We start from the raw sequence: 20304 nt of genomic DNA, 5'->3' as shown, positions 1-20304 counted from the left end.
CTTTTTTAAGAAACCCTCTATTCCATTAAAAACGGAACAGGCCTATACTGCCTATTCCATCTTTAGTATATTCATTAGCAGAAAGAAGCTCCGACAATAATTAATAAAATAAACAAAACGACGATTAATACAAACCCAGAACCATAACCGCCCGTATTGCCGCCGTAGCCGTAGCCACTACAGCAACCACCGCCGTAGCCACCACCATAACCGAAACCGAACATATAGCTTCACCTCACTTTTCGAATAGCTCACTTTTAACATATGTAGAAGATGACAAGTGTGTATAGGCCTTCTCCTAATTCTTTGCTACCTAATTCGAAAAGTAGGAATCATAGTCACCCCTTTGGTTTGAAAACAAGAGCTCCGATAAATCCAAAGATAATTGCAGCTGAAATACCTGAGCTCGTAATTTCAAACATCCCTGTTAATACACCAATAACTCCGTGTTGTTCGGCTTCCTGCATGGCTCCATGGACGAGAGAATTCCCAAAGGAAGTGATTGGTATACTTGCCCCTGCTCCAGCAAAATCAATTAAGTAATCATAAAGTCCAAATCCGCTTAATATTGCGCCTGTAACAACGAGTACGCTCAAAGTATGGCCTGGCGTTAACTTTGCAACATCAAATAATAGTTGGCCGATTACACAAATCAGCCCACCTATGACGAACGCCCAAAAAAACATTGGCAGCATGAATCTTCCCTTCCTTTCATTAAGTTTCTAAAAAATTAGAGAGTACCTGCTCCATACTCAATTGCCACCGCATGTGCTATACATGGAATACTTTCATTTTGTTGTACAGTAAGCGGCGATAATAAGGCTCCCGTTGCGACAAACAATATCCGTTTCAATTTCCCTACCTTCATTTGATTTAATATGTGGCCATAGAGAACGGTTGCTGAGCAACCAGCTCCACTACCTCCTGATAAAACAGGTTGATTGCTTTTGTATATCATCAAACCACAATCCCGAAACTTGTCTTTGGGCATATCGAACCCTTTTTGACTTAATAAATCATACGCTGTTTCCCGGCCAACATAGCCAAGATCCCCCGTGATGATTGCATCATAATAATCACTTGTACGCTTAAAATCGCGGAAATGGGCCAATATTGTGTCCACAGCAGCTGGAGCCATTGCACCGCCCATATTGAATGGATCATTTATCCCCATATCAATAACCTTGCCAATTGTAGCAGATAGAATATGCGCAGCAGGGCTATCCCCGTTTTTAGCCTGGGAAACAAGTGCAACTCCTGCTCCTGTAATGGTCCATTGTGCAGTTGGCGGCTTCTGCCCTCCATATTCAGTCGGATATCGAAATTGCTTTTCAATGGCTGCATTATGGCTAGAAGCTCCTGTAAGCACATGATATGCGCCCGAATAATTCACAATATATGCAGCAAGAGCCAGCCCCTCCATCGATGTCGAGCAAGCTCCAAACAAGCCAAAATAAGGAATAGCATTTGTTCTAGCTGCAAAGCTCGTCGGTGTAATTTGGTTAACTAGGTCACCAGCCAGAAAAAATTGCACATCTTCTTTTTTTACCGTTCCTTTTTCAAGTGCAATTTGTACAGCTTCTTCAAGCAAAAGCCGATGCGCCTTTTCATAGGAATCTTTTCCCATCCATAAATCTTCATGCAGAAGATCAAAATCTTTTGCCAAATGACCGTTCGCTTCAAAAGGCCCCCCTGTTACACCTGTGGAAGTTATGACAGGTTTGTTGGCAAATGTCCATGATTGCTTTCCTATTAGCATCTTTACCCTCCTAGCATACTAAAGAGTGTTTTTATAAGTGCGACAACGAAAGCGGAAAAAACACCGAATACAATGACAGATCCTGCAAGCTTGAACATATTGCCTCCTACTCCAAGTACAAAGCCTTCTGTTCTGTGCTCGATCGCAGCTGAAATAATCGCATTTCCAAATCCAGTAACTGGAACTGCACTGCCTGCACCTGCAAATTGTCCGATTCGATCATAAATACCAAAACCTGTGAGTAGTAAAGCAATGAAGACCATAGTTGCACTTGTAGGATTCCCAACCGTTTGTTCAGTAAAATTAAAAAAATAAATATAGAAGTATGAAATCGCCTGTCCGACTGTACAAAAGAGACCACCAACTAAAAATGCTTTGACACAATTTTTCGCAATTGGTCGCTTTAGTTCATGCTTTGCTTGTAGTTTTTCGTAATTCTTTTGTTCAATGGTTTTGTTTTTCTCTTGTTGTTTCGGCATTCATGACCCCTCTTTTTTATGTTTTTTCTTCCTTCAATTCGATAATTTGTTTAAATTCCTTTTTGGCTTTTTCCCTAGGAATATCATTCTCACGCAATAATTTATTTAATCTCACTGCTTCAAGAAAAATTTTATAATCACTTGAAACAACGAAATGTATTCCTTCAAATTTTTTATTGAGATCTTTTGTTAGTTTTTTCTCAATCTGCTTCATTCGAAATCTGTGTAGATGTTTTATTTTATAAGCAACAAGCATCTCTTTTCCATTTTTTACAATGACAACATCATAAATATGGTCATTCTTCGTAACTACCTTCTTCACAGCTTCTTCGTTACCAATCTTACTATCTGTTGCATCAATTATATCCATTGGCTTTGGATTCGTTTGTTTTAACAGAGCGAGCCTTTCTGTTTTGCCGTCACCATTCGATGCACATCCACTTAGAAAAAGAATAAAAATAACAAGGAACTGTAAGTATAAACGTATCGTCATCATTTCACTTCCTACTTTTAGGTTTATCTATTATTATCTTTAATCATTAATCATTTTATGAATGGTAGGATAAGGAAGCACACAAACAAATCCTAACTCCATATATTAAGGTTTCTTGTACCTAAATATGTAAGATTACGTTAGTCAGACACCAAAGCAAATTGAAATAGCATATACTAAAAAAAATAACCCGATCCCTAAAACTCGGATCAGGCATTATGCAAACTCCATTCAATTTTTCTTTTGATTACAGCCACAACCTTTTTTCAGCTTATTTTGCGAACTTTTTTTAATTGGCTGTGCATATGGTACATTAATTATCTTTTTATTCATAATACACCTTCTTCCTGTAAAAGGAATATAAGACAGTATATGATTAGGTTTGTCAGTTGTATATATTAGTTGCCTATCCATTTGCTAATTATTACCTCAATAATGGAACCAATTGCAGCTACAGCTAAAATAAGAATGATAAAGCTCCCTGTTTTAGCACCTGCAAGAAATAAAAGGGTTATTCCAACGCTGACCCAAATCCCAGTACACCAAAAACAGCTTAATAATTCGCCAATCCATTTTTTCAACCCTTTTTCTTTTGGTAAAAGATAAATGTCTTTGGTACCATCCTCATTCGTTTCTTCTACCTCATTAAAAAAAGGGCTTCTGAGAAATTCAGTAATTTTGTCGTATACAATCAGCCTCGTCAATCTAAAAGATGCAAGGCCAAGAATAAGAATAGTTACAAATGATATTTCCTGAACTATCATTTAACGCCTCCAGAAATTAGAGAATTCTTAAATCAGAAAGTTCATGAAGGGGGATGCTTTGGATATGACTGCCTACTTTAATTTTAATGATGTCATTTCGTTTACTTATCACTTGAAAACGAACGGTTTGACCGCCAATTGAAGCTTCACAAAATGGTTTAGGATCCTTTTTAATTAAGTCTGTGAGAACACTTCTCATTTTTTTTACTTCTGGTGAATCTTTTTGCTGTTCTTGAACTTGATTCTCCTGATTGGCACCGGAAATAACTCGAACATTTCCTTGTGGTTCATGAAGATCTTTCTTAATTTTTTGAATAGAGTCAAGTTCTGTTTCGATTTCGCCTAATGCATCGTACACACCAAATTCTCGTTTAATTTGATCTAACTTAGCATCTCCAGCTTCCTTTTTTATACGTTCTTCTTCATTTTCTGCGGTAAGGACTTCTTCTGATCCTTTATCATGATCATTTTCCTTCTTTTTTTTCGTTTTCGTTCGGTATACTTCTTGCATTTCCGGCCTTTCGGGTTCTGTGATTTTCGGTTGCACAATATAGAAAAGTGGTTTAGAGTTTTTTTCATCAGACATTCCCAATACCTCCTTCAAATAGAAATAACCGATAATGATTCAAGCTCTTTAATCGTATATGGGACTACTCTCTTTCCATATTTATGCCTGATATAAACAAAATCATTTGTCTTACTTTCAAACCTGCCAATGAAGGTCATTCCATTATGTGTAAAACGGCAAAGTGGTTTCGGACCGTAAATAGGGAGTCTAGCTAATATTTCAAGATTTACGATAGCTTCTTTATATCGACTATTCTGCGTTTTTATACGGATCTGTTTCACAGACAAAGTTGCCTCTTTACTCTTTAATTTTCCATTCATAAAGAACCTCCTCGTATACGTGAAAACAGGGGATCGAGTTAACACTCTTGCTGAAAATAATCAAGAAATTTTTCCGTCTATGTATCATTTATACGGTTTCTTTTTCTATTTATGACATTTGATTTTTCTAAAATAAGTACTTCCTCTTATAAGACAAAAACAAGAGGGTGTCTAAAATGACCCCTCTTGTGAAAACTAGCTATACTTAGTCTTTAATTCGCGTACATTCTTCTGTACCTAGTCAGTGCTCATCTGTCATAAAGTGAAACTTCAATCAGTGGGGGTTTTCTTCATCCCCCACTGATTGTTAGTTGAACCAATCGGGCTTTTACGGGCAGTTATCCCCCACCTACGCTTCCTCGGTTCCTCTGAGCCTTGAGGTAGGGTTTTACTGCCCGTTAAAGCGGGATAAACACTGTTGTTCATTAAAAAGAGGCCTGCCCTCGAAAACTATCTACAATTCAGAATCAGTTTGTCCTACAAAATTCTGTGTATATAGTATGAGGTCAGACCTTAATGAGGCAGACACCTAATTATTTATCCCATTATATGATAGCCAGAATCTACATGGATGTTTTCTCCTGTAATACCACGAGACATATCGCTAAACAAGAAGGTCGCTGTGTCACCAACTTCTTCAGGAGTTGTCGTTCTCTTCAATGGTGATTCTTCTTCAATTTTTCTCAAAATTGAGTTGAAGTCGCTAACTCCTTTTGCAGAGAGTGTACGAATCGGACCTGCTGAAATACTATTGACACGAATGCCATATTTACCAAGATCGTAAGCGAGATAGCGGACATTTGCTTCAAGAGATGCTTTAGCAACACCCATGATGTTATAATTCGGCATAACTCTTTCCCCACCTAGGTAAGACATTGTTACGATACTTCCGCCTTCAGCCATTAAATCTTTAGCTGCTTTTGCAACGGCTGTTAGAGAGAAAGAACTAATATTATGCGCTAGTAAGAAACCATCGCGTGTCGTATCCACAAACTCTCCATCCAATTCCTCTTTATTCGCAAAGGCAATACAATGAGCAATTCCATGTATGAGACCAACTTTTTCTTTAATTTTTGCAAAGCATGCTGTAATCTGTTCATCATTTGTAACGTCACATTGAAGAATGAGCGATGGTTCACCTTCTAATGTACCTGCAAGCTCTCTAACGCTTCTTTCCGTTCGGTCCCGACCATATGTAAAAATCAACTTTGCGCCAGCTCCATGGAGAGATCTAGCCACTCCCCAAGCGATACTTCGCTTATTCGCTACACCCATAATCATAAATGTTTTTCCTTTTAAAGAAAAAGTCATAGTAAAATCCCCCTGAATTGATACAAGTTATTAGTACCAGATAATAAATTAGTATAGCAAAGAATAATCAATAACTCAAATTTCACCTACAGTAAGCAATAGTTGTTGCAAACGTAAAACAATACAATTAACAAATATCGGCATATTTTGTTTAGTATTGCTGCTCGTATTTTACGCAATACTATATAAATCATGTATTTTCCCTATCCCAACATTCTTTGTTAGCTACCATTAACATGACTGAATAAAAGAAGATTGCTGTAGACCCACCCGCTTTACGTTTGATACTATTTCAAGAGGCTTTTTAGAATTGAGGTGGATGAATATTGGGAAAAAGAGAAGCCATTGCAAAAAAAGTTGCTTGGATCAGTTTATGGAGTAATATTGCTTTAACTTTAGGAAAAATGCTAATCGGATGGACAGCAAATAGTGATGCTGTTTTTGCAGATGGGATTCATTCAGCTGCAGATGTTTTTGCATCTGTTATTGTGCTATTAGTCCTTAAAATTTCGAATAAACCAGCCGATAAAGAACATCCATACGGCCATGGAAAAGCGGAAATTATTGTATCAGGAATCATTGGGATTTTATTAACACTCGTTTCAATTTACATAGTCTTCGAATCGATTAGTGGATTTTTCCACCCAATTGAAGCTCCAAATATTCTTGCTTTATGGATTGCCCTTCTTTCATACGGACTAAAAGAATATTTATACAGATACTCACTTAGGATTGCAAAACAACAAAAAAGCAAGGCAATCGAAGCAATCGCCTTAGATCACAAAGCAGACATAGTGGCATCTATTGCTGCTGCAGTGGGGGTATTGCTATCTATTATAGGGGATCATCTTCAGATCTTTTATTTAATGTATGCCGATAAAGTAGCGAGTTTGTTCGTCGCTTATTTAATTTTCAAAATAGCCAAGGAAATGCTTACTGAAGCCTTCGATATCCTTCTTGAACGAAGCGTAGATACGGAAACTATTAATGCTTATATTTCAATCATTTCAGAATTCCAAGAAGTAAAAAGAATCGATAAAATTCGTGCTAGAGAACTTGGACATTATATTATTGTCGATTTAAGAATTTCAGTTGATCATACAAAAACAATCAAAGAAGGCCATGACCTTTCTAGAGAAATTAAATATGCAATAATGACGAAATTTGACAATGTTCAAGAAGTACTCATTCACCTGAATCCCTATTTTTCCGAATAGAAAAGATCTAGACAAAAAGAAATCAAAAAAATGACGGAATATTTCCCGTCATTTTTTCATACTAAACCTGTATGGCGTTAAAACGCCACCATTGACCATGAAGGTTAAATCATATACACGCTACACTCACCTAATCCCAATGGTGGCGGTGCGAATCCAGATTTCGGGGTACTTTCTATACTAAAAGTAGTATACCTGCTAAATAAACTTGGCTATATTAATAAGTTGCGAAGCCCCGTCCCTTTTCCTTAAAGTAAATAGTTCATGAACATGGTAGCCATACCAAAATAAACAAAAATACTGATAATGTCATTGATCGTTGTAATAAATGGCCCTGAAGCTACTGCAGGGTCTATTTTCAGTTTATGCATAATAAGTGGGACGAGTGATCCTGCAAGTGTAGCAAAAATTAATGTTGTAAAAATAGAAATTCCAACCAAGCTTCCAAGAATTAGATCACGTTGCCAAATATAAACGACGAGCGTAACAATGACTCCACAAACGAATCCCGTAATAAGCCCTGTTCCTGCTTCTCTCATGACTAGCTTCCATTTACTCTCATGCTCTAAATCACCCGTTGCAATCCCGCGAACGGCCACGGCAAGTGCTTGGGTACCCGTATTTCCAGCCATTCCGCCGATTAACGGAATAAACACGGCAAGAATTGCCTTTTGACTTAGTGTCTCCTCAAATCGGCCGATTAAGCTTGCTGTCATCATCCCGAGAAATAACAGAATAACAAGCCATGGCAGACGCTTCCTTGCCGCAGATATTGGGCTCTTATCGACAGTATCAAGATCAGATACACCAGCAAGCTTAGAATAATCATCTGATGCTTCTTCATCCATAACATCAATAATATCATCGACTGTAATAATACCTAATAAATGATTCTGAAAATCAACAACTGGCATCGCTAGAAAATTATAATCACGTATCTGCCGTGCCACTTCCTCCTGATCCTCTGTGACAGAAACAGAGACTACCCGGTCATCCAAAATTTCAGAAATCATCGTATCATCATCACTGACAATCAATGTCCGTAACGAGAGAACACCTACTAGTTTTTTATTCACGTCAACAACAAATATATAGTAAATCGTTTCAGCTTTTGGAGCTTCTTTTTTCAATATATACATGGCAGATCGAACGGTTTGGTTAGCCTCAATCGCCACGAATTCTGTCGTCATGATACTACCAGCTGTATATTCCTTATAACTTAACAATTCTTTAAGCTCACGCGCAGATTCATCATTCATGATGGTTAAATAACTGCCAGCTTGTTCTGAATCTATTTCATTTAGAACATCGGCAGCATCATCGGCGTACATAAGTGAAAGCATTTCAGCCGCGTAAACAGGATCCATTTCAGCTAGGAGACCTTCGTATTCTGTTTCGTCAATTTTCATGATTTCAAACAATGTAGCCATTTCTTTTGGTGATAAATAATGATAGACCTTCGGACGCAGTTCTTCATTCAGACTCGTAAAAAAGTTCGCTTGATCGTATGGGTGTGACTCAATGAACTCAGATCTGAATATGTCAATTTGGTCATCTATTAAAGCTTGAATAAGCAATTCTTCATTAATTTGGCTATTTTGCCTTTTTTGAGAATCCGCTGTTCCCATTATACTTCCTCCTTTCATAAATACTTCCTTATAAAGTGAAACTTCAATCATTGAGGGTTACTGTCTGTTAATGCGAAATAAAAATATCATACATATTCTTTTCATTATTCGTACACCTTAGTGATAACATATAAGTATATCTCATTTAATACTATTCCAACAAGTTTGCAGGTGAAACAATGAAAATTGACATTATTGGTGATATTCATGGTTGTTACAACGAATTTATCCAATTAACCGAAGAATTAGGCTACTCTTGGAAAACAGGGTATCCCGTTCATCCTGACGGTAGAATCCTAGGTTTCGTAGGTGATCTTACGGATAGAGGTCCTCAATCATTAAAAGTCATTGAATCCGTATATGAACTAACGATCGTTCATAAATTGGCCCTATATGCTCCAGGCAATCATTGCAATAAGCTGTATCGCTATTTTTCTGGAAACAAGGTACAGATTACGCACGGACTTGAAACGACAGTAGCTGAATATAAAGAGCTACCTGTACGCGAGCAAAAAATAATCCGCAAGAAATTCATGGACTTATACGAACAATCTCCACTCTACCAAGTCATTGATAATGAAAAACTTATAATTGCTCACGCAGGTATCCGGTCCGATTATATTGGAAAAATGAATGATAAAGTGAAGTCATTTGTCCTATATGGTGATGTTTCCGGTGCAAAGCATCCTGATGGCTCCCCTGTTAGGCGGGATTGGGCTCTATTCTATCACGGTCATGCTACAATCATTTATGGTCATACCCCGGTATTAGAACCAAGAAAAGTAAACAGAACTTATAATATCGATACAGGCTGTGTATTCGGTGGAAAACTGACTGCACTTCGTTATCCCGAATTAGAAATGATTTCTGTACCATCTACTCTGCCTTTTTTTGCAGAAAAATTCAAGACAAGTTTTGATGAATCATGAAGATTCTTTTTAAAAAGCCTGTCTAAAAAATCAAAGGGCCAGACCTCACAATTCCTAGATACAGTCCATTGATGTGTATGTAACACTTTAAACTGTATATAGAGTGAATGGTCTGACCCATAGACATTCTTTGTTTAACCTTAGTAAATAAGTGTAAGAAGTTGTAGAAAATCCGCAGGTGGTTTCTCCTGAAAAGTAAGAATAGTTCCTGTAATTGGATGAATAAATGTTATTTGACAGCAATGCAAAGCTTGTCTCGATATTCGATCAAGCTGTCCGCCATACAAATCATCTCCACAAAGAGGATGACCGATATAAGCAAGGTGAACACGGATTTGATGCGTTCTCCCTGTTAACAGTTGCAACGATAGATAAGTATGATTCACTCCAGACTGCAATACCTTAAATTTCGTACAGGCATATTGACCATCTGCTCTTACCTCACGCTCGATAATACTCGTCTCTTTCCTCCCAATCGGAGCTTCTATCTTCCCTTGCTCCTCCAAATTCCCTTCAACAACCGCTTCATACCTTCTGCGAACCTTTCCTGCCTTCTGCTGTTCACTTAGGAGGTGATGGATATGGCGATGTTTCGCTACTAACACTAACCCCGAAGTATCACGATCCAATCTTGTAACAATATGAACAGTCGCAGTAATGCTGTGTTCCTGATAATACGAAAGTATTGCATTCGCGAGACTCCCTGTTGGATGCTCTCTCGAAGGAATGGTATTCATATTAGCAGGTTTAACCAATACCATTACATAATCATCTTCATAACAAATATGAAGGGGCAACTTTTCTGGAAGCAACCCAATACTCCCAGTTTCAAGCGGGAATTCTGCTGTTACAGTATCTCCCGTCTTAAGTACATGACGAACAGTCACTTCCTCTTTATTGACGGTCAACTTCCCTCCATCAAACTTAATTGCTGTTAATGCGCGTTTTGAAATACCTTGTTCGAAAAGAAAAATTCTTAAAAGCTTTCCCGCATCTTTCTTCTCTACATTCCAATTTAATCGAAATGGGGATCCAATTTTGTCTGACATAAATACCGTAACTCCTTAATTCGCAATAAACGAATCATGCACTCGCTTCCAAAAAGGAAACGGTCTAAACCGCGCAAATCGAATTTTCTCATCCGCTACTCTAAATTGTATCGATTTTACATCTTCATGAAGCAATGAAAGGTGATCAATAGTAATTTGAAAATCAACATTGTTAACAGGCTTCAACATACATGTATGATGAGCAGGCAAGACTAGCGGCGATCCTACCGTCCGAAATACTCGGTTATTAATGGAAGCCATTTCTGCAAGTTGAATCGACGGAATTGACGGATGAATAAGCGCGCCACCCAAAGCTTTATTGTATGCCGTACTCCCTGAAGGGGTTGATACACAAAGCCCATCTCCCCTGAATGTTTCAAAATGCTCACCGCGCATTTCCACATCCATCACAAGTGTACCTTCCACACTTTTAACCGTTGATTCATTCAATGCTAAAAAGCGCGACTCCCTCCCGCCATGCTGATACTTGACAATCACTTCAAGTAGCGGATATTCAACGACCTGAAATGGAGTTTTTGCCAATGCAATCACTAACTTCTCGATTTCCTCTGGAATCCAATCCGCATAAAAACCAAGATGGCCAGTATGAACGCCAACGAAGGCGGTTTTATCAAGGCGGTTTTTATAACGATGAAAGGCATATAGTAAGGTACCGTCTCCCCCAATAGAAATGACTATATCTGGCTTGTCTTCGTCATACTCTAAATTAAAATCTTGGAGATACGTCCTCATTCGATGCATTAAAGTATTTGACTTCGAATCACCTTTTGAGGTTATGGCAAATTTCATACAATCCCACCTTCATGTTTTCTGCTGCTCATTCTTTTGCTTTATCTTTCTTTCGTGAAAAAACGCGCTGGGCTTCCTGTATTTCAAGCCGTATTTGCGACATTTCCTCATCCAGCAAAAAAGCTGCTTCAGCTGCCCGCTGTAGGCGTATTCGAATATCTTCTGGAAAATCTCCGCGATATTTATAATTTAGAGAATGCTCAATCGTTGCCCAAAAATTCATGGCGAGTGTCCGGATCTGTATTTCAATAAGAATCTTTTTTTCACCATGGATCGTTTGGACAGGATACCGAAGAACAACGTGATAGGAACGATAGCCACTCACTTTTTTATGAGAGATATAATTCCGTTCCTCTACGATTTCAAAATCATTTCGGGCCCTTAGTAGCGCAACTACTTTTGTTATATCATCCACAAATTGGCACATCATTCGTAATCCTGCAATATCCTGCATTTCAGTTGCCAATTTATTTAGCGAAATATTTTTCTCTGCTGCTTTATCTAAAATACTTACAATCGGTTTTACTCGACCTGTCACAAATTCAATTGGTGAATGTACATGATCACGCTCAAATTCATTGCGTAATCCTTTAAGTTTTACCTTCAGTTCTTCAACTGCTTGCTTATACGGAGCCAAAAAGTCATCCCAATGTTCCATTGCCACACCACCTGTTCATAGAAAAGCGAAAGCGCCTATTAAAGAACTTCGACTAAGGTTTGCCAAGTCCTGTTGCGAACGCCGAAGTCAACACATCCTTTGCCAGTCCGTCATTCATAAGTCAAGCAAGAAGGACGCAGTAGACTTCACGCCATATAACTTAATTATCCGAAATGCGACTGGATAAAGTGAAACTTCAATCAGTGGGGATCTTACAGACTGTTAAACCGGGATAAAGTGAAACTTCAATCAGTGAGGTGTAGTTCCTCACTGATGGTTAGTTGAACCAATCGGGGTTTTACAGGCTGTTTATCACACCGATTCACACTTTTAAACTTTCTCGATTTATTTAAGATGGGTACAGCCTGTTAAACCGGGATAAACATCTGTTCAACTTTTGCAACAAACTCTTCCCCGTAATTTCCATTTCCCTCAATATTATCAATTAAATAAGTAAGTTCTTCATAGATACTCGGTAATTCTAGTTTTTTATCCCCAGACTTCAGCATAACTGGCAACCTTTCTTCCATAGCCTGTTTCAATGATGCCCATATCGCTTCAGGTAAGAAAATATATGTATAACTTTCAACATTTTCTGCTAAATAAATGAAGGAAATATTATCTGAATCTACAATTACTTGTTCCTTCGGTAATAGATGAGCAATTTCCACTTCTTGATTAGGAATCAAAACAAGATTTCCTGATTCAATAACCGCTTCTACAATATGTATTTTCTCTCTCATAAATCATTCCCCCTCCCATTTTAACGATTATATTTTATCACATCCTACAAGGTATTCCTAAATATTCAGGGTTGTCTTAGCAAATTTTCAAATTCATGACACTTTTCCCTCTTTATTAAACAGAGTTTTACTTGTAGAGTTCCTATACAAACGTATATGATACGAATAAAGTGAAACTTCAATCAGTGTGGACCCCAGCTACGCTTCTTCGATTCCTCAAGCCTTGAATTGGGGATTTACTACCTGTTAATACGGGATAAAAAATAGCTAGAAAGGAAGTACCTAATGAACCAGCATCTTGAAATTGAATTTAAAAATCTACTAACAAAAGCAGAATTCCAGCGATTAAAACAGAGTTTTTCTGTTAAAGACATCGATTTTATCTATCAGGAAAATCACTATTTTGACACACCTCAATTTTCATTAAAGGATAACGAATCAGCACTAAGAATCCGTCATAAAAAAGGACATTATGAGTTAACATTAAAGCAACCCGCAAAAGAGGGTCTACTTGAAACGAATCAGTCGCTCTCAAAAGAAGAAGCCGAATCTCTGCTTCAAGGAAATCGCATTCCCCAAGGTTATATCACCACTTTAATTGCTGAAATGGGCATTGATTCGGATATACAATTTTTCGGCACACTCGGGACAAATCGAGCAGAGTTCGCTTATCAAGGTGGTTTGCTCGTCCTTGATCATAGTCTTTATTTAAATACAGAGGATTTTGAGGTAGAATATGAAGTGACCAATAAATTGGCAGGAAAAGAAATTTTCGAGCAATTGTTAGATAGCCTTCAAATTCCAATTCGAAAAACCGAAAATAAGGTTAGACGATTTTACAAAACTAAGAAGCAGCAATTATAATCACTAGCATATTCAGAGGTGTAAATATTGAAAATAGAAGATTTTAGAACTTTAATAGAACTTCAAGCCCTTCAAGGTTTAAATACAACGACAAGTACAGGAGAAACATCTACTAATGACATGTTTCAAAAGCTCTTATCGGAATACATGACAAAAAATCCAAGTGAACAAACTACTATGCAGACACTAGGAACTGTATATGACAAAATCAGCGAGGCAACTCCCAATATTCGCTTATCAAGTCAACTACCAATCAGTATTTCGCCAAGTTTACCGCCAACCATCCTAAACTCCATTAGCAAAGGTACTGATAAAAAAACAGATTATGATCATGTTATTTGGCAAGCAGCTTTGCAATACAATATCCCTGAAAAGTTGATTAAGTCCGTCATTTTGCAAGAGTCTAACTTTAATGTTGCTGCCAAAAGTCATGCAGGGGCTTCAGGTCTTATGCAACTTATGCCCGCAACAGCAAAAGGTCTTGGCGTAACAGATATCTCAGACCCTATTCAAAATATAATGGCTGGAAGTAAATACCTAAGCAAGATGCTAAACCGTTATAACGGAGATACAGAACTTGCACTTGCTGCCTATAATGCCGGACCAGGAAATGTCGACAAGCATAATGGAATTCCACCATTTAAAGAAACACAAAATTACGTGCAAAAAGTCATGAAAACGTATTTAAGCTAAGAACGATCCTAAAATCAGAATTGAAGCGATATGTGTAAGAAGCACCCAAAGGAGAACAAATCCTTTCAGGTGCTTTTTACTTTGTCCAAAGAGCAAATTTCAATAAGAAATGTTCTATGACTTTGTGTAGTAGTACAGAATATCTAATTTCCTTAAGCTAGATATTTGTTATATTGCAATGGCGTTGTTAAAATGAGAATATACTTATTCTTTTTAAAGGGAGTAATCATCATGACACAAGCGAACCCTACACCATTCGAAGTAATTGGAGAGGCGCTTCTATATAAATTAATCGATGTCTTTTATGATAATGTGAGTCAACATCCGGAATTAAAGCCCATTTTTCCTGAGGAATTATCGGAAACAGTCCGTAAACAAAAACAATTCATGACTCAATATCTAGGAGGCCCCTCTCTCTATACAGAGGAACACGGTCATCCCATGCTAAGGGCCCGTCATCTTCCGTTTGAGATCACTCCCAGTCGTGCCGAAGCATGGCTATCCTGCATGAGGCAAGCAATGGATACAGTCGGACTCGCTGGAGATATAAGAGAGTTTTATTACCATCGTCTTTATTTGACAGCACAACATATGATTAATACTTCCGAACAAGACATGAAAGGAGAAGGAAATTGAGCGCTCAGAAACCAATTTTCAACATATCTAATTGGATTAAATCGCAGCATTGCTATGGAATTGGAAAAAAGCCGATTGAAATCTATGTGTTTATCGACCCAATATGTCCTGAATGCTGGGCGCTTGAGCCTATTATTAAGAAACTCCATATCGAGTATGGTCAATTATTTAGTATCAAGCATGTTGTAAGCGGGAAACTGTCTACCCTTCATAACACAAAAACCAAGTATTATGAAAATATGGCACAAACTTGGGAAAGGACAGCCAGCCGCTCTGGTATGTCGTGTGATGGAAACTTGTGGCTTGAGAATCCAATTTCTTCACCATATGCTGCTTCCATTGCAATTAAGGCAGCTGAATTACAAAGTAGAAAGCTGTCAGCCCGTTTCATTAGAAGATTACAAGAGTTGCTGTTCCTTGACAAGCAGGACATCTCCAATCTCGAAGTCCTAACAAAATGCGCACGTGAAATTGGATTAGATGTGGAGGAATTCCTTAATGACATCACTTCTACAAGTGCAGCAAAGGGATTTCAATGCGATCTGAAGATTACATCTGAGATGGAAGTGAATGAAATACCTTCCCTCGTCTTCTTTAATGAAAATATTGAAGAAGAAGGAATTAAAGTATCCGGCTTGTATGCATATGAGGTGTATGTAAATATTCTTGAAGAAATGCTTGAAAATCTTCCTACTCCCGCAACTCCGCCTTCCCTCGAGGCATTTATACGTTGCTATAAATTTGTCGCAACGAAAGAAATTGAAGTAGTTTATAATATGAATAAACAAGAAGTCGAAAAAGAAATGAAAAAACTTATCCTCAAGCAATTTGTAGAAAAAATCCCTGCCAAATACGGAACCTTCTGGAGATATATCGAAAATAAACACGATTCATTTAAATAAGAGCCTGTCTTGACAGGTCTCCTATTATGCAAAAAACCTAGCAAATCGCGAATTTGCTAGGTTTTTTTATCTATTTATACGAACAAAGGGGATGGGAGAAATTTTTCACGATCAAACAAAGGGGTATAAGTTTGTTTGTGATTAACTTCACAACAATAATATAACATGATTCACACTTCTAAGCAACAACTATGTGATTTAATTCACAAGAAAGATTTGGTAATGCCTTGGAGTAGCGGTTTTACTGTCCGTTAATGTGGGGTATAAAAGCAAAGCTCCCAATAATGGTTGACAAGCATAAGATTCTACCAAGATCGGGATTGCCAGCAGGAACCGAGATTTCCAGGCCTAAATGGGCATTTTCCAGCCCAAAACGCGTTTCTCATTCCAACATGAGAAAATCCCAGCAAATCGCGAATTTGCTGGGATTTCCTATCTATAATATACGAACAAAGGGGATGGGAGAAATTCTTCACGGTCAAACAAAGGGGTATAAGTTTGTTTGTGATTAACTTCACAACAATAATATAACAATATATACGACATTTTTCAACATAATATGACTTTCTTCACAAAATTGTCATATTTTTAGAATGTAGATGCATAGTTTATAGAGAGAATACTTCTGGAGGTAAGTAACATGAAAACTATCTTATTCTTATTATTGATTCTGATCTCACTTTCCCTGCATTTTTTAGCTTTTCTAGGACTATTCCCTCTATACATCAGTTCACCTATTCTTTTTCTTACCCTATTTATCATTGTCTTTACTTTCAGTCAGAAAAATCGGTTCAAAGGTTATTAGAGAGCGCTTTATCGATTATTAGTACCTTTACGTTTTCATCATACAAAACTGTATGACGCTATAACGCCACCATTTACTATGAAGGATTAACCCTGTAACACGCCACGCTCATCTCATCACAATGGTGGCGGTGCGAAGCTGGATTTTGGAGTTCTTTCTATAATAAAAGAAGGATTCCTTCTATGTAGATTGGCTATATTAAAGGTTACTCAAAAAGGAGGATAAAAATAGCTGTCGAATTTCTCGGCTCTTTTTATCCTCCTTTTTGAACACGCACTATTAGTAAGTCGCGAAGCCCTGCCCCATGTCCTAAAAGGATGATCTTTAAGAGCAATACGTCTTAAAGTCATCCTCTCTTCTTTACGCTAATAAAGATTCCAATTCAGTTAGCTTTGCTTCAAACACTTTTAAAGCTTCTTGAATCGGCTCTGCCTTCGTCATATCGACGCCTGCTTTTTTCAAAACCTCAATAGGGTAATCCGAACTTCCTGATTTCAGGAATTCTAGGTAACGACGAACGGCCGGTTCTCCTTCTTCAAGGATCTGTTTACTTAAAGCTGTTGCCGCGCTGATTCCAGTAGCATACTGATACACATAGTAATTATAGTAAAAATGCGGAATTCTAGCCCATTCAAGGCCAATTTCCTCATCGATAGTAATGTTTGGCCCAAAGTATTTTTTATTCAACTCATAATACTCTTGTGTTAATACTTCAGCCGTTAACGCTTCTCCATCTTGTGCCTTTTTATGGATCGTATGCTCAAATTCAGCAAACATGGTTTGACGGAAAAGCGTGCCGCGGAATCCTTCCAATTGATGATTTAATAAATAAATTCGCTTCTTCTCATCTTCAATTGTATCAAGAAGATAATCATTCAACAGGTTTTCGTTACAAGTTGAAGCAACTTCCGCAACGAAAATCGAATAATTTCCATATGAATATGGCTGATGCTTTCTTGTGTAATAGCTATGAACGGAATGACCAAATTCATGGGCAAGAGTAAACAAATTATTGACATTATCCTGCCAATTCATCAGAATGTAAGGATTCGTTCCGTAGGCACCAGATGAATAAGCTCCACTACGTTTCCCTTTGTTTTCATGAATGTCCACCCAACGATTTTCAAAGCCTTCTTTTAATACGTTTAGATAGTCTTCTCCTAGAGGAGCTAGTCCTTTTAGAATATATTCTTTCGCTTCATCATATGTTACATCCATTTTCACTTCTTTAACGAGCGGTGTGAAGAGATCATACATATGAAGCTCTTCTAAGCCAAGTACTTTTTTACGCAAGTCAATATAACGATGAATCAAATGCAAGTTCTCGTTTACTGTCTGAACAAGATTGTCATATACCATTTCAGGAATATTATTATCACTTAATGCAGCATGACGGGCAGATTCATAGTTGTGCACAGAAGCATTGAAATTATCACTCTTAACTTGACCTGCAAGTGTGCTTGCAAAAGTATTACGGAACTTGCCATACGTCTCATATACACCTTTAAATGCATCCTCACGCACGCGACGATCCTCGCTCTCAAGAAATCGAATATAGCGGCCATGGGTGATTTCTACTTCTTCACCGTTTTCATCTTTAATAGCTGGGAAAACGAGATCTGCATTGTTGAGCATACCAAATGTATTGCTTGAAGCATCAAAAACCTCAGATGCCTGTGCAAGTAATGCTTCCTTTTCTGCTGACAAAATATGTGGTCGTTGAAGATTAATTTGTTCAAGAGCATGAGCATATAATCTAAGCTCTTCCTTTTCATTAAGAAATTCGCTAATTTTGCTTTCTTCAATACTTAGAATTTCTGGAACAATATAAGAAAACGCACTGCTCGCTTGGGCAACCAAGCTTTTTATCCGTGAATCCATTCCTTGGTAAAATGAATTTGTCGTATCTTGATCATAACGCATATGTGAATATGTATAGGCTTTCCCTAACTTTTCCCATACTTGATTTTGATATTGCAATACTGCAAAAAGCTTTTCGGCACTTTCACCTAAGGTGCCCTTATATGCATCTGCCTTTAATAAGTCTTCTTTCACTTCTTGAAAAGCAGCTTCCCAATCTTCTTCATTTGCGTAGATATCCTCTAATCTCCACGTATCCTCAACTGCCACTTCACTTCTAGCAGGTAATGCTTTTACTACATTTTCTTGTCCCATACATATATTCCTCCATTCTAAAAACAACTTAATCCCGATTTATTAACACAACTAAAAAAACTCGTGGTAACAATGTATGATTCTAAGTCACGTGGTCCAACCTCGATTGATGAAAATTTCTCGTTACCATATTATTTCTCTATTGTTCGAAAAAATCCTTCCGCTTCGATTCAATTAAGAAACAATAGATCATACATATTCTATTGTACTTTACCTATTATCATAAAATCATTTCCGAAAGCTTGGAATAGAGATCATTTTCTAATTGCATACATTCAACACTGCTTGTAGGTGAAGCAAGCTTATTTTTTATTATATAAATCCCTTTTCCTCCAAATTCCAAAATCTCAAGCTTAGCCAATAAAAATAAATAGGCATCCACTGCTAAAAAGGCGTTTTTCACAGGAAGCATTGGCAATGTTCTTAATCGAATCTGACCGTTTGTAATCCGCCGCTGAAAAGATTGATAAATTTGACTACGATAAATGCGACTGCCAATTTTCTTATGTTGCAAACAATCCATGAAAATCCACCCTTGCCATTCAACTGCAGCTGTTTCAATGATCACCATTCCTTCCATAGGGAGTCCAATTTCGCTCGGAATCCATGCCGGGGACAAACCATTTTTATATAATTCATTGAAAAACGGATTAGTATGCTTTGCTGTTTTTACTTTGTGGATAGCCCACGCTTTTCTTTGTGCTTGCCATTCTTCAACAAAGTGAAATTCCCAAGTTTTATTAGCGAAAAAAAGGATGTTCGGATGAGTGTTGCTAAGAGGTAATACTGTTAACTCTGAAAAGGTTGTACGTGGGGAAAATGGAGTTAAAGGATCTAACATATACAGCTTATGTTGATCTGGACAATACGTTAGGATCATCGGGGAATGAACAGTATTCATGGCAAATAGCCATTGAAAAGCAGAAAGTGAATACTGCCTAGTTTTTTTACGTTTAATTCGCTTCTCTGCTAATATCCAAATCGGTTTAATTCCAGCCTCTTGATAGGATTTTGTACGGGAGAGAAATACTTCCTCTAATATGGAAGAGCATTGAAATTCAATCGCATAGGATTGTTTTTTATAGTAGATGAGGATATCGGGCCGCTGTCTTATTTCAGGAAGATATGGTTCCATTTCTGCTTCAATACGATTGTTAACAAACCATTGGAATAATTTTCGCTTTCCTAAAAGGTGATATTCTGATTCTGGCTCAGACGAGGCTGTACAAGCGGATGCTTTTTTGTGAGCAAAATGCGGAATCTTGATTTGGCCTGCCTTTAGGATTAGCTCTGCTTCACAACAAGGGCAATAATAAGGATCTGTTTGCCATTCAGCTAGCTGTTCTTTCGGGATATTTTCAGGAAGTGTAATGATATTTCCTTGAACATCTCTGGCAGTGAGCATACAATTCTCCCCCTTTCTTTACAACATATTCTACATGAAGACAGCCATTCCTCTTTTTCGAGGATATTTTTAAAAAAGATCAGACATATTATCATA

The 20304-nt window shown here is 37.6% G+C and carries 22 protein-coding genes; 6 read left to right on the top strand and 16 right to left on the bottom strand.

Annotated elements, in window-relative coordinates; translation table 11 throughout:
* Positions 1–74: 74 nt before the first annotated feature.
* The 9 genes from AC1MGI_RS11120 to fabI all read right to left on the bottom strand — a co-directional run bounded on the left by AC1MGI_RS11120 (position 75) and on the right by fabI (position 5694).
* The gene (locus AC1MGI_RS11120; RefSeq protein WP_480345329.1) at positions 75–224 is read right to left on the bottom strand and encodes a YjcZ family sporulation protein; all 150 of its coding nucleotides are present in this window, start codon (positions 222–224) and stop codon (positions 75–77) included.
* Positions 225–338: 114 nt separating this feature from the next.
* Positions 339–695, bottom strand: a complete 357-nt coding sequence (gene spoVAE, locus AC1MGI_RS11115) for a stage V sporulation protein AE (RefSeq protein WP_049680448.1) — start codon at positions 693–695, stop codon at positions 339–341.
* Positions 696–730: 35 nt separating this feature from the next.
* A complete protein-coding gene (spoVAD, locus tag AC1MGI_RS11110) occupies positions 731–1759 on the bottom strand; it encodes a stage V sporulation protein AD (protein WP_480345328.1) in 1029 nt (342 codons plus the stop codon).
* 2 nt (positions 1760–1761) lie between these two features.
* Entirely contained in the window at positions 1762–2238 is a 477-nt protein-coding gene (spoVAC, locus tag AC1MGI_RS11105) for a stage V sporulation protein AC (RefSeq protein ID WP_480345327.1), read from the bottom strand.
* 16 nt (positions 2239–2254) lie between these two features.
* Positions 2255–2734, bottom strand: a complete 480-nt coding sequence (locus AC1MGI_RS11100) for a sporulation protein (RefSeq protein WP_480345326.1) — start codon at positions 2732–2734, stop codon at positions 2255–2257.
* Between the two features lie 395 nt (positions 2735–3129).
* A complete protein-coding gene (locus tag AC1MGI_RS11095) occupies positions 3130–3495 on the bottom strand; it encodes a DUF1360 domain-containing protein (RefSeq protein ID WP_480345325.1) in 366 nt (121 codons plus the stop codon).
* Between the two features lie 16 nt (positions 3496–3511).
* Positions 3512–4081: a hypothetical protein gene (locus AC1MGI_RS11090; protein ID WP_480345324.1), complete on the bottom strand. Its 570-nt coding sequence runs from the start codon at positions 4079–4081 to the stop codon at positions 3512–3514.
* A 14-nt stretch (positions 4082–4095) separates the two neighbouring features.
* Positions 4096–4383, bottom strand: a complete 288-nt coding sequence (locus tag AC1MGI_RS11085; protein WP_480345323.1) for a hypothetical protein — start codon at positions 4381–4383, stop codon at positions 4096–4098.
* A 537-nt stretch (positions 4384–4920) separates the two neighbouring features.
* Positions 4921–5694, bottom strand: a complete 774-nt coding sequence (gene fabI, locus AC1MGI_RS11080) for an enoyl-ACP reductase FabI (protein WP_480345322.1) — start codon at positions 5692–5694, stop codon at positions 4921–4923.
* 323 nt (positions 5695–6017) lie between these two features.
* Here fabI and AC1MGI_RS11075 point away from each other — a divergent pair, with 323 nt between their 5' ends.
* On the top strand, positions 6018–6911 hold the full coding sequence (locus tag AC1MGI_RS11075; protein ID WP_480349769.1) for a cation diffusion facilitator family transporter: 894 nt from the start codon (positions 6018–6020) through the stop codon (positions 6909–6911).
* A gap of 248 nt (positions 6912–7159) precedes the next feature.
* On the opposite strand, the gene mgtE is transcribed toward AC1MGI_RS11075, so the two are convergent.
* On the bottom strand, positions 7160–8539 hold the full coding sequence (mgtE, locus tag AC1MGI_RS11070; RefSeq protein ID WP_480345321.1) for a magnesium transporter: 1380 nt from the start codon (positions 8537–8539) through the stop codon (positions 7160–7162).
* Between the two features lie 179 nt (positions 8540–8718).
* On the opposite strand from mgtE, the gene prpE reads away from it, so the two are divergent.
* Positions 8719–9468, top strand: coding sequence for a bis(5'-nucleosyl)-tetraphosphatase PrpE (gene prpE, locus AC1MGI_RS11065; protein ID WP_480345320.1), 750 nt, complete (start codon positions 8719–8721; stop codon positions 9466–9468).
* Positions 9469–9608: 140 nt separating this feature from the next.
* Here the strand turns inward: prpE and AC1MGI_RS11060 are convergent, their stop codons facing one another.
* The 4 genes from AC1MGI_RS11060 to AC1MGI_RS11045 form a co-directional block, all read right to left on the bottom strand.
* Positions 9609–10517 carry an RluA family pseudouridine synthase gene (locus AC1MGI_RS11060; protein ID WP_480345319.1) on the bottom strand — a complete coding sequence of 303 codons (909 nt, stop codon included), beginning with the start codon at positions 10515–10517 and terminating at the stop codon, positions 9609–9611.
* A gap of 15 nt (positions 10518–10532) precedes the next feature.
* Positions 10533–11327, bottom strand: coding sequence for an NAD kinase (locus AC1MGI_RS11055; RefSeq protein WP_480345318.1), 795 nt, complete (start codon positions 11325–11327; stop codon positions 10533–10535).
* 28 nt (positions 11328–11355) lie between these two features.
* On the bottom strand, positions 11356–11985 hold the full coding sequence (gene yjbM / locus AC1MGI_RS11050) for a GTP diphosphokinase (protein WP_480345317.1): 630 nt from the start codon (positions 11983–11985) through the stop codon (positions 11356–11358).
* A 368-nt stretch (positions 11986–12353) separates the two neighbouring features.
* Entirely contained in the window at positions 12354–12728 is a 375-nt protein-coding gene (locus AC1MGI_RS11045; RefSeq protein WP_480345316.1) for a UPF0738 family protein, read from the bottom strand.
* Between the two features lie 285 nt (positions 12729–13013).
* Here AC1MGI_RS11045 and AC1MGI_RS11040 point away from each other — a divergent pair, with 285 nt between their 5' ends.
* The 4 genes from AC1MGI_RS11040 to AC1MGI_RS11025 all read left to right on the top strand — a co-directional run bounded on the left by AC1MGI_RS11040 (position 13014) and on the right by AC1MGI_RS11025 (position 15823).
* Positions 13014–13592 (top strand): CYTH domain-containing protein, encoded by a 579-nt coding sequence (locus AC1MGI_RS11040; protein WP_480345315.1) that lies wholly within the window; start codon positions 13014–13016, stop codon positions 13590–13592.
* 27 nt (positions 13593–13619) lie between these two features.
* Positions 13620–14285, top strand: a complete 666-nt coding sequence (locus AC1MGI_RS11035; RefSeq protein ID WP_480345314.1) for a lytic transglycosylase domain-containing protein — start codon at positions 13620–13622, stop codon at positions 14283–14285.
* Between the two features lie 231 nt (positions 14286–14516).
* The gene (locus AC1MGI_RS11030; RefSeq protein WP_480345313.1) at positions 14517–14921 is read left to right on the top strand and encodes a globin domain-containing protein; all 405 of its coding nucleotides are present in this window, start codon (positions 14517–14519) and stop codon (positions 14919–14921) included.
* Positions 14918–15823, top strand: coding sequence for a ClpXP adapter SpxH family protein (locus AC1MGI_RS11025; RefSeq protein WP_480345312.1), 906 nt, complete (start codon positions 14918–14920; stop codon positions 15821–15823). The genes AC1MGI_RS11030 and AC1MGI_RS11025 overlap by 4 nt, the downstream gene beginning before the upstream one ends.
* Before the next feature lie 1165 nt (positions 15824–16988).
* Here the strand turns inward: AC1MGI_RS11025 and pepF are convergent.
* Both pepF and AC1MGI_RS11015 read right to left on the bottom strand, forming a co-directional pair.
* Positions 16989–18803 (bottom strand): oligoendopeptidase F, encoded by a 1815-nt coding sequence (gene pepF, locus AC1MGI_RS11020; protein ID WP_480345311.1) that lies wholly within the window; start codon positions 18801–18803, stop codon positions 16989–16991.
* A 220-nt stretch (positions 18804–19023) separates the two neighbouring features.
* The gene (locus AC1MGI_RS11015) at positions 19024–20208 is read right to left on the bottom strand and encodes a competence protein CoiA (RefSeq protein WP_480345310.1); all 1185 of its coding nucleotides are present in this window, start codon (positions 20206–20208) and stop codon (positions 19024–19026) included.
* Positions 20209–20304: the final 96 nt, after the last annotated feature.

It is taken from the genome of Peribacillus sp. BM1, assembly GCF_056679975.1.
Note: the sequence above shows the minus strand (reverse complement) of the source record. Positions and strands in the feature narration are given on the sequence as shown.

Coding starts and splice junctions, on each gene's coding strand:
- AC1MGI_RS11100 (WP_480345326.1), bottom strand. CDS start 2,734: ATGATGACGATACGTTTATACTTACAGTTCCTTGTTATTTTTATTCTT.
- spoVAE (WP_049680448.1), bottom strand. CDS start 695: ATGCTGCCAATGTTTTTTTGGGCGTTCGTCATAGGTGGGCTGATTTGT.
- mgtE (WP_480345321.1), bottom strand. CDS start 8,539: ATGGGAACAGCGGATTCTCAAAAAAGGCAAAATAGCCAAATTAATGAA.
- prpE (WP_480345320.1), top strand. CDS start 8,719: ATGAAAATTGACATTATTGGTGATATTCATGGTTGTTACAACGAATTT.
- AC1MGI_RS11060 (WP_480345319.1), bottom strand. CDS start 10,517: ATGTCAGACAAAATTGGATCCCCATTTCGATTAAATTGGAATGTAGAG.
- yjbM (WP_480345317.1), bottom strand. CDS start 11,985: ATGGAACATTGGGATGACTTTTTGGCTCCGTATAAGCAAGCAGTTGAA.
- AC1MGI_RS11040 (WP_480345315.1), top strand. CDS start 13,014: ATGAACCAGCATCTTGAAATTGAATTTAAAAATCTACTAACAAAAGCA.
- fabI (WP_480345322.1), bottom strand. CDS start 5,694: ATGACTTTTTCTTTAAAAGGAAAAACATTTATGATTATGGGTGTAGCG.
- AC1MGI_RS11120 (WP_480345329.1), bottom strand. CDS start 224: ATGTTCGGTTTCGGTTATGGTGGTGGCTACGGCGGTGGTTGCTGTAGT.
- spoVAD (WP_480345328.1), bottom strand. CDS start 1,759: ATGCTAATAGGAAAGCAATCATGGACATTTGCCAACAAACCTGTCATA.
- pepF (WP_480345311.1), bottom strand. CDS start 18,803: ATGGGACAAGAAAATGTAGTAAAAGCATTACCTGCTAGAAGTGAAGTG.
- AC1MGI_RS11090 (WP_480345324.1), bottom strand. CDS start 4,081: ATGTCTGATGAAAAAAACTCTAAACCACTTTTCTATATTGTGCAACCG.
- AC1MGI_RS11055 (WP_480345318.1), bottom strand. CDS start 11,327: ATGAAATTTGCCATAACCTCAAAAGGTGATTCGAAGTCAAATACTTTA.
- spoVAC (WP_480345327.1), bottom strand. CDS start 2,238: ATGCCGAAACAACAAGAGAAAAACAAAACCATTGAACAAAAGAATTAC.
- AC1MGI_RS11015 (WP_480345310.1), bottom strand. CDS start 20,208: ATGCTCACTGCCAGAGATGTTCAAGGAAATATCATTACACTTCCTGAA.
- AC1MGI_RS11030 (WP_480345313.1), top strand. CDS start 14,517: ATGACACAAGCGAACCCTACACCATTCGAAGTAATTGGAGAGGCGCTT.
- AC1MGI_RS11085 (WP_480345323.1), bottom strand. CDS start 4,383: ATGAATGGAAAATTAAAGAGTAAAGAGGCAACTTTGTCTGTGAAACAG.
- AC1MGI_RS11095 (WP_480345325.1), bottom strand. CDS start 3,495: ATGATAGTTCAGGAAATATCATTTGTAACTATTCTTATTCTTGGCCTT.
- AC1MGI_RS11045 (WP_480345316.1), bottom strand. CDS start 12,728: ATGAGAGAGAAAATACATATTGTAGAAGCGGTTATTGAATCAGGAAAT.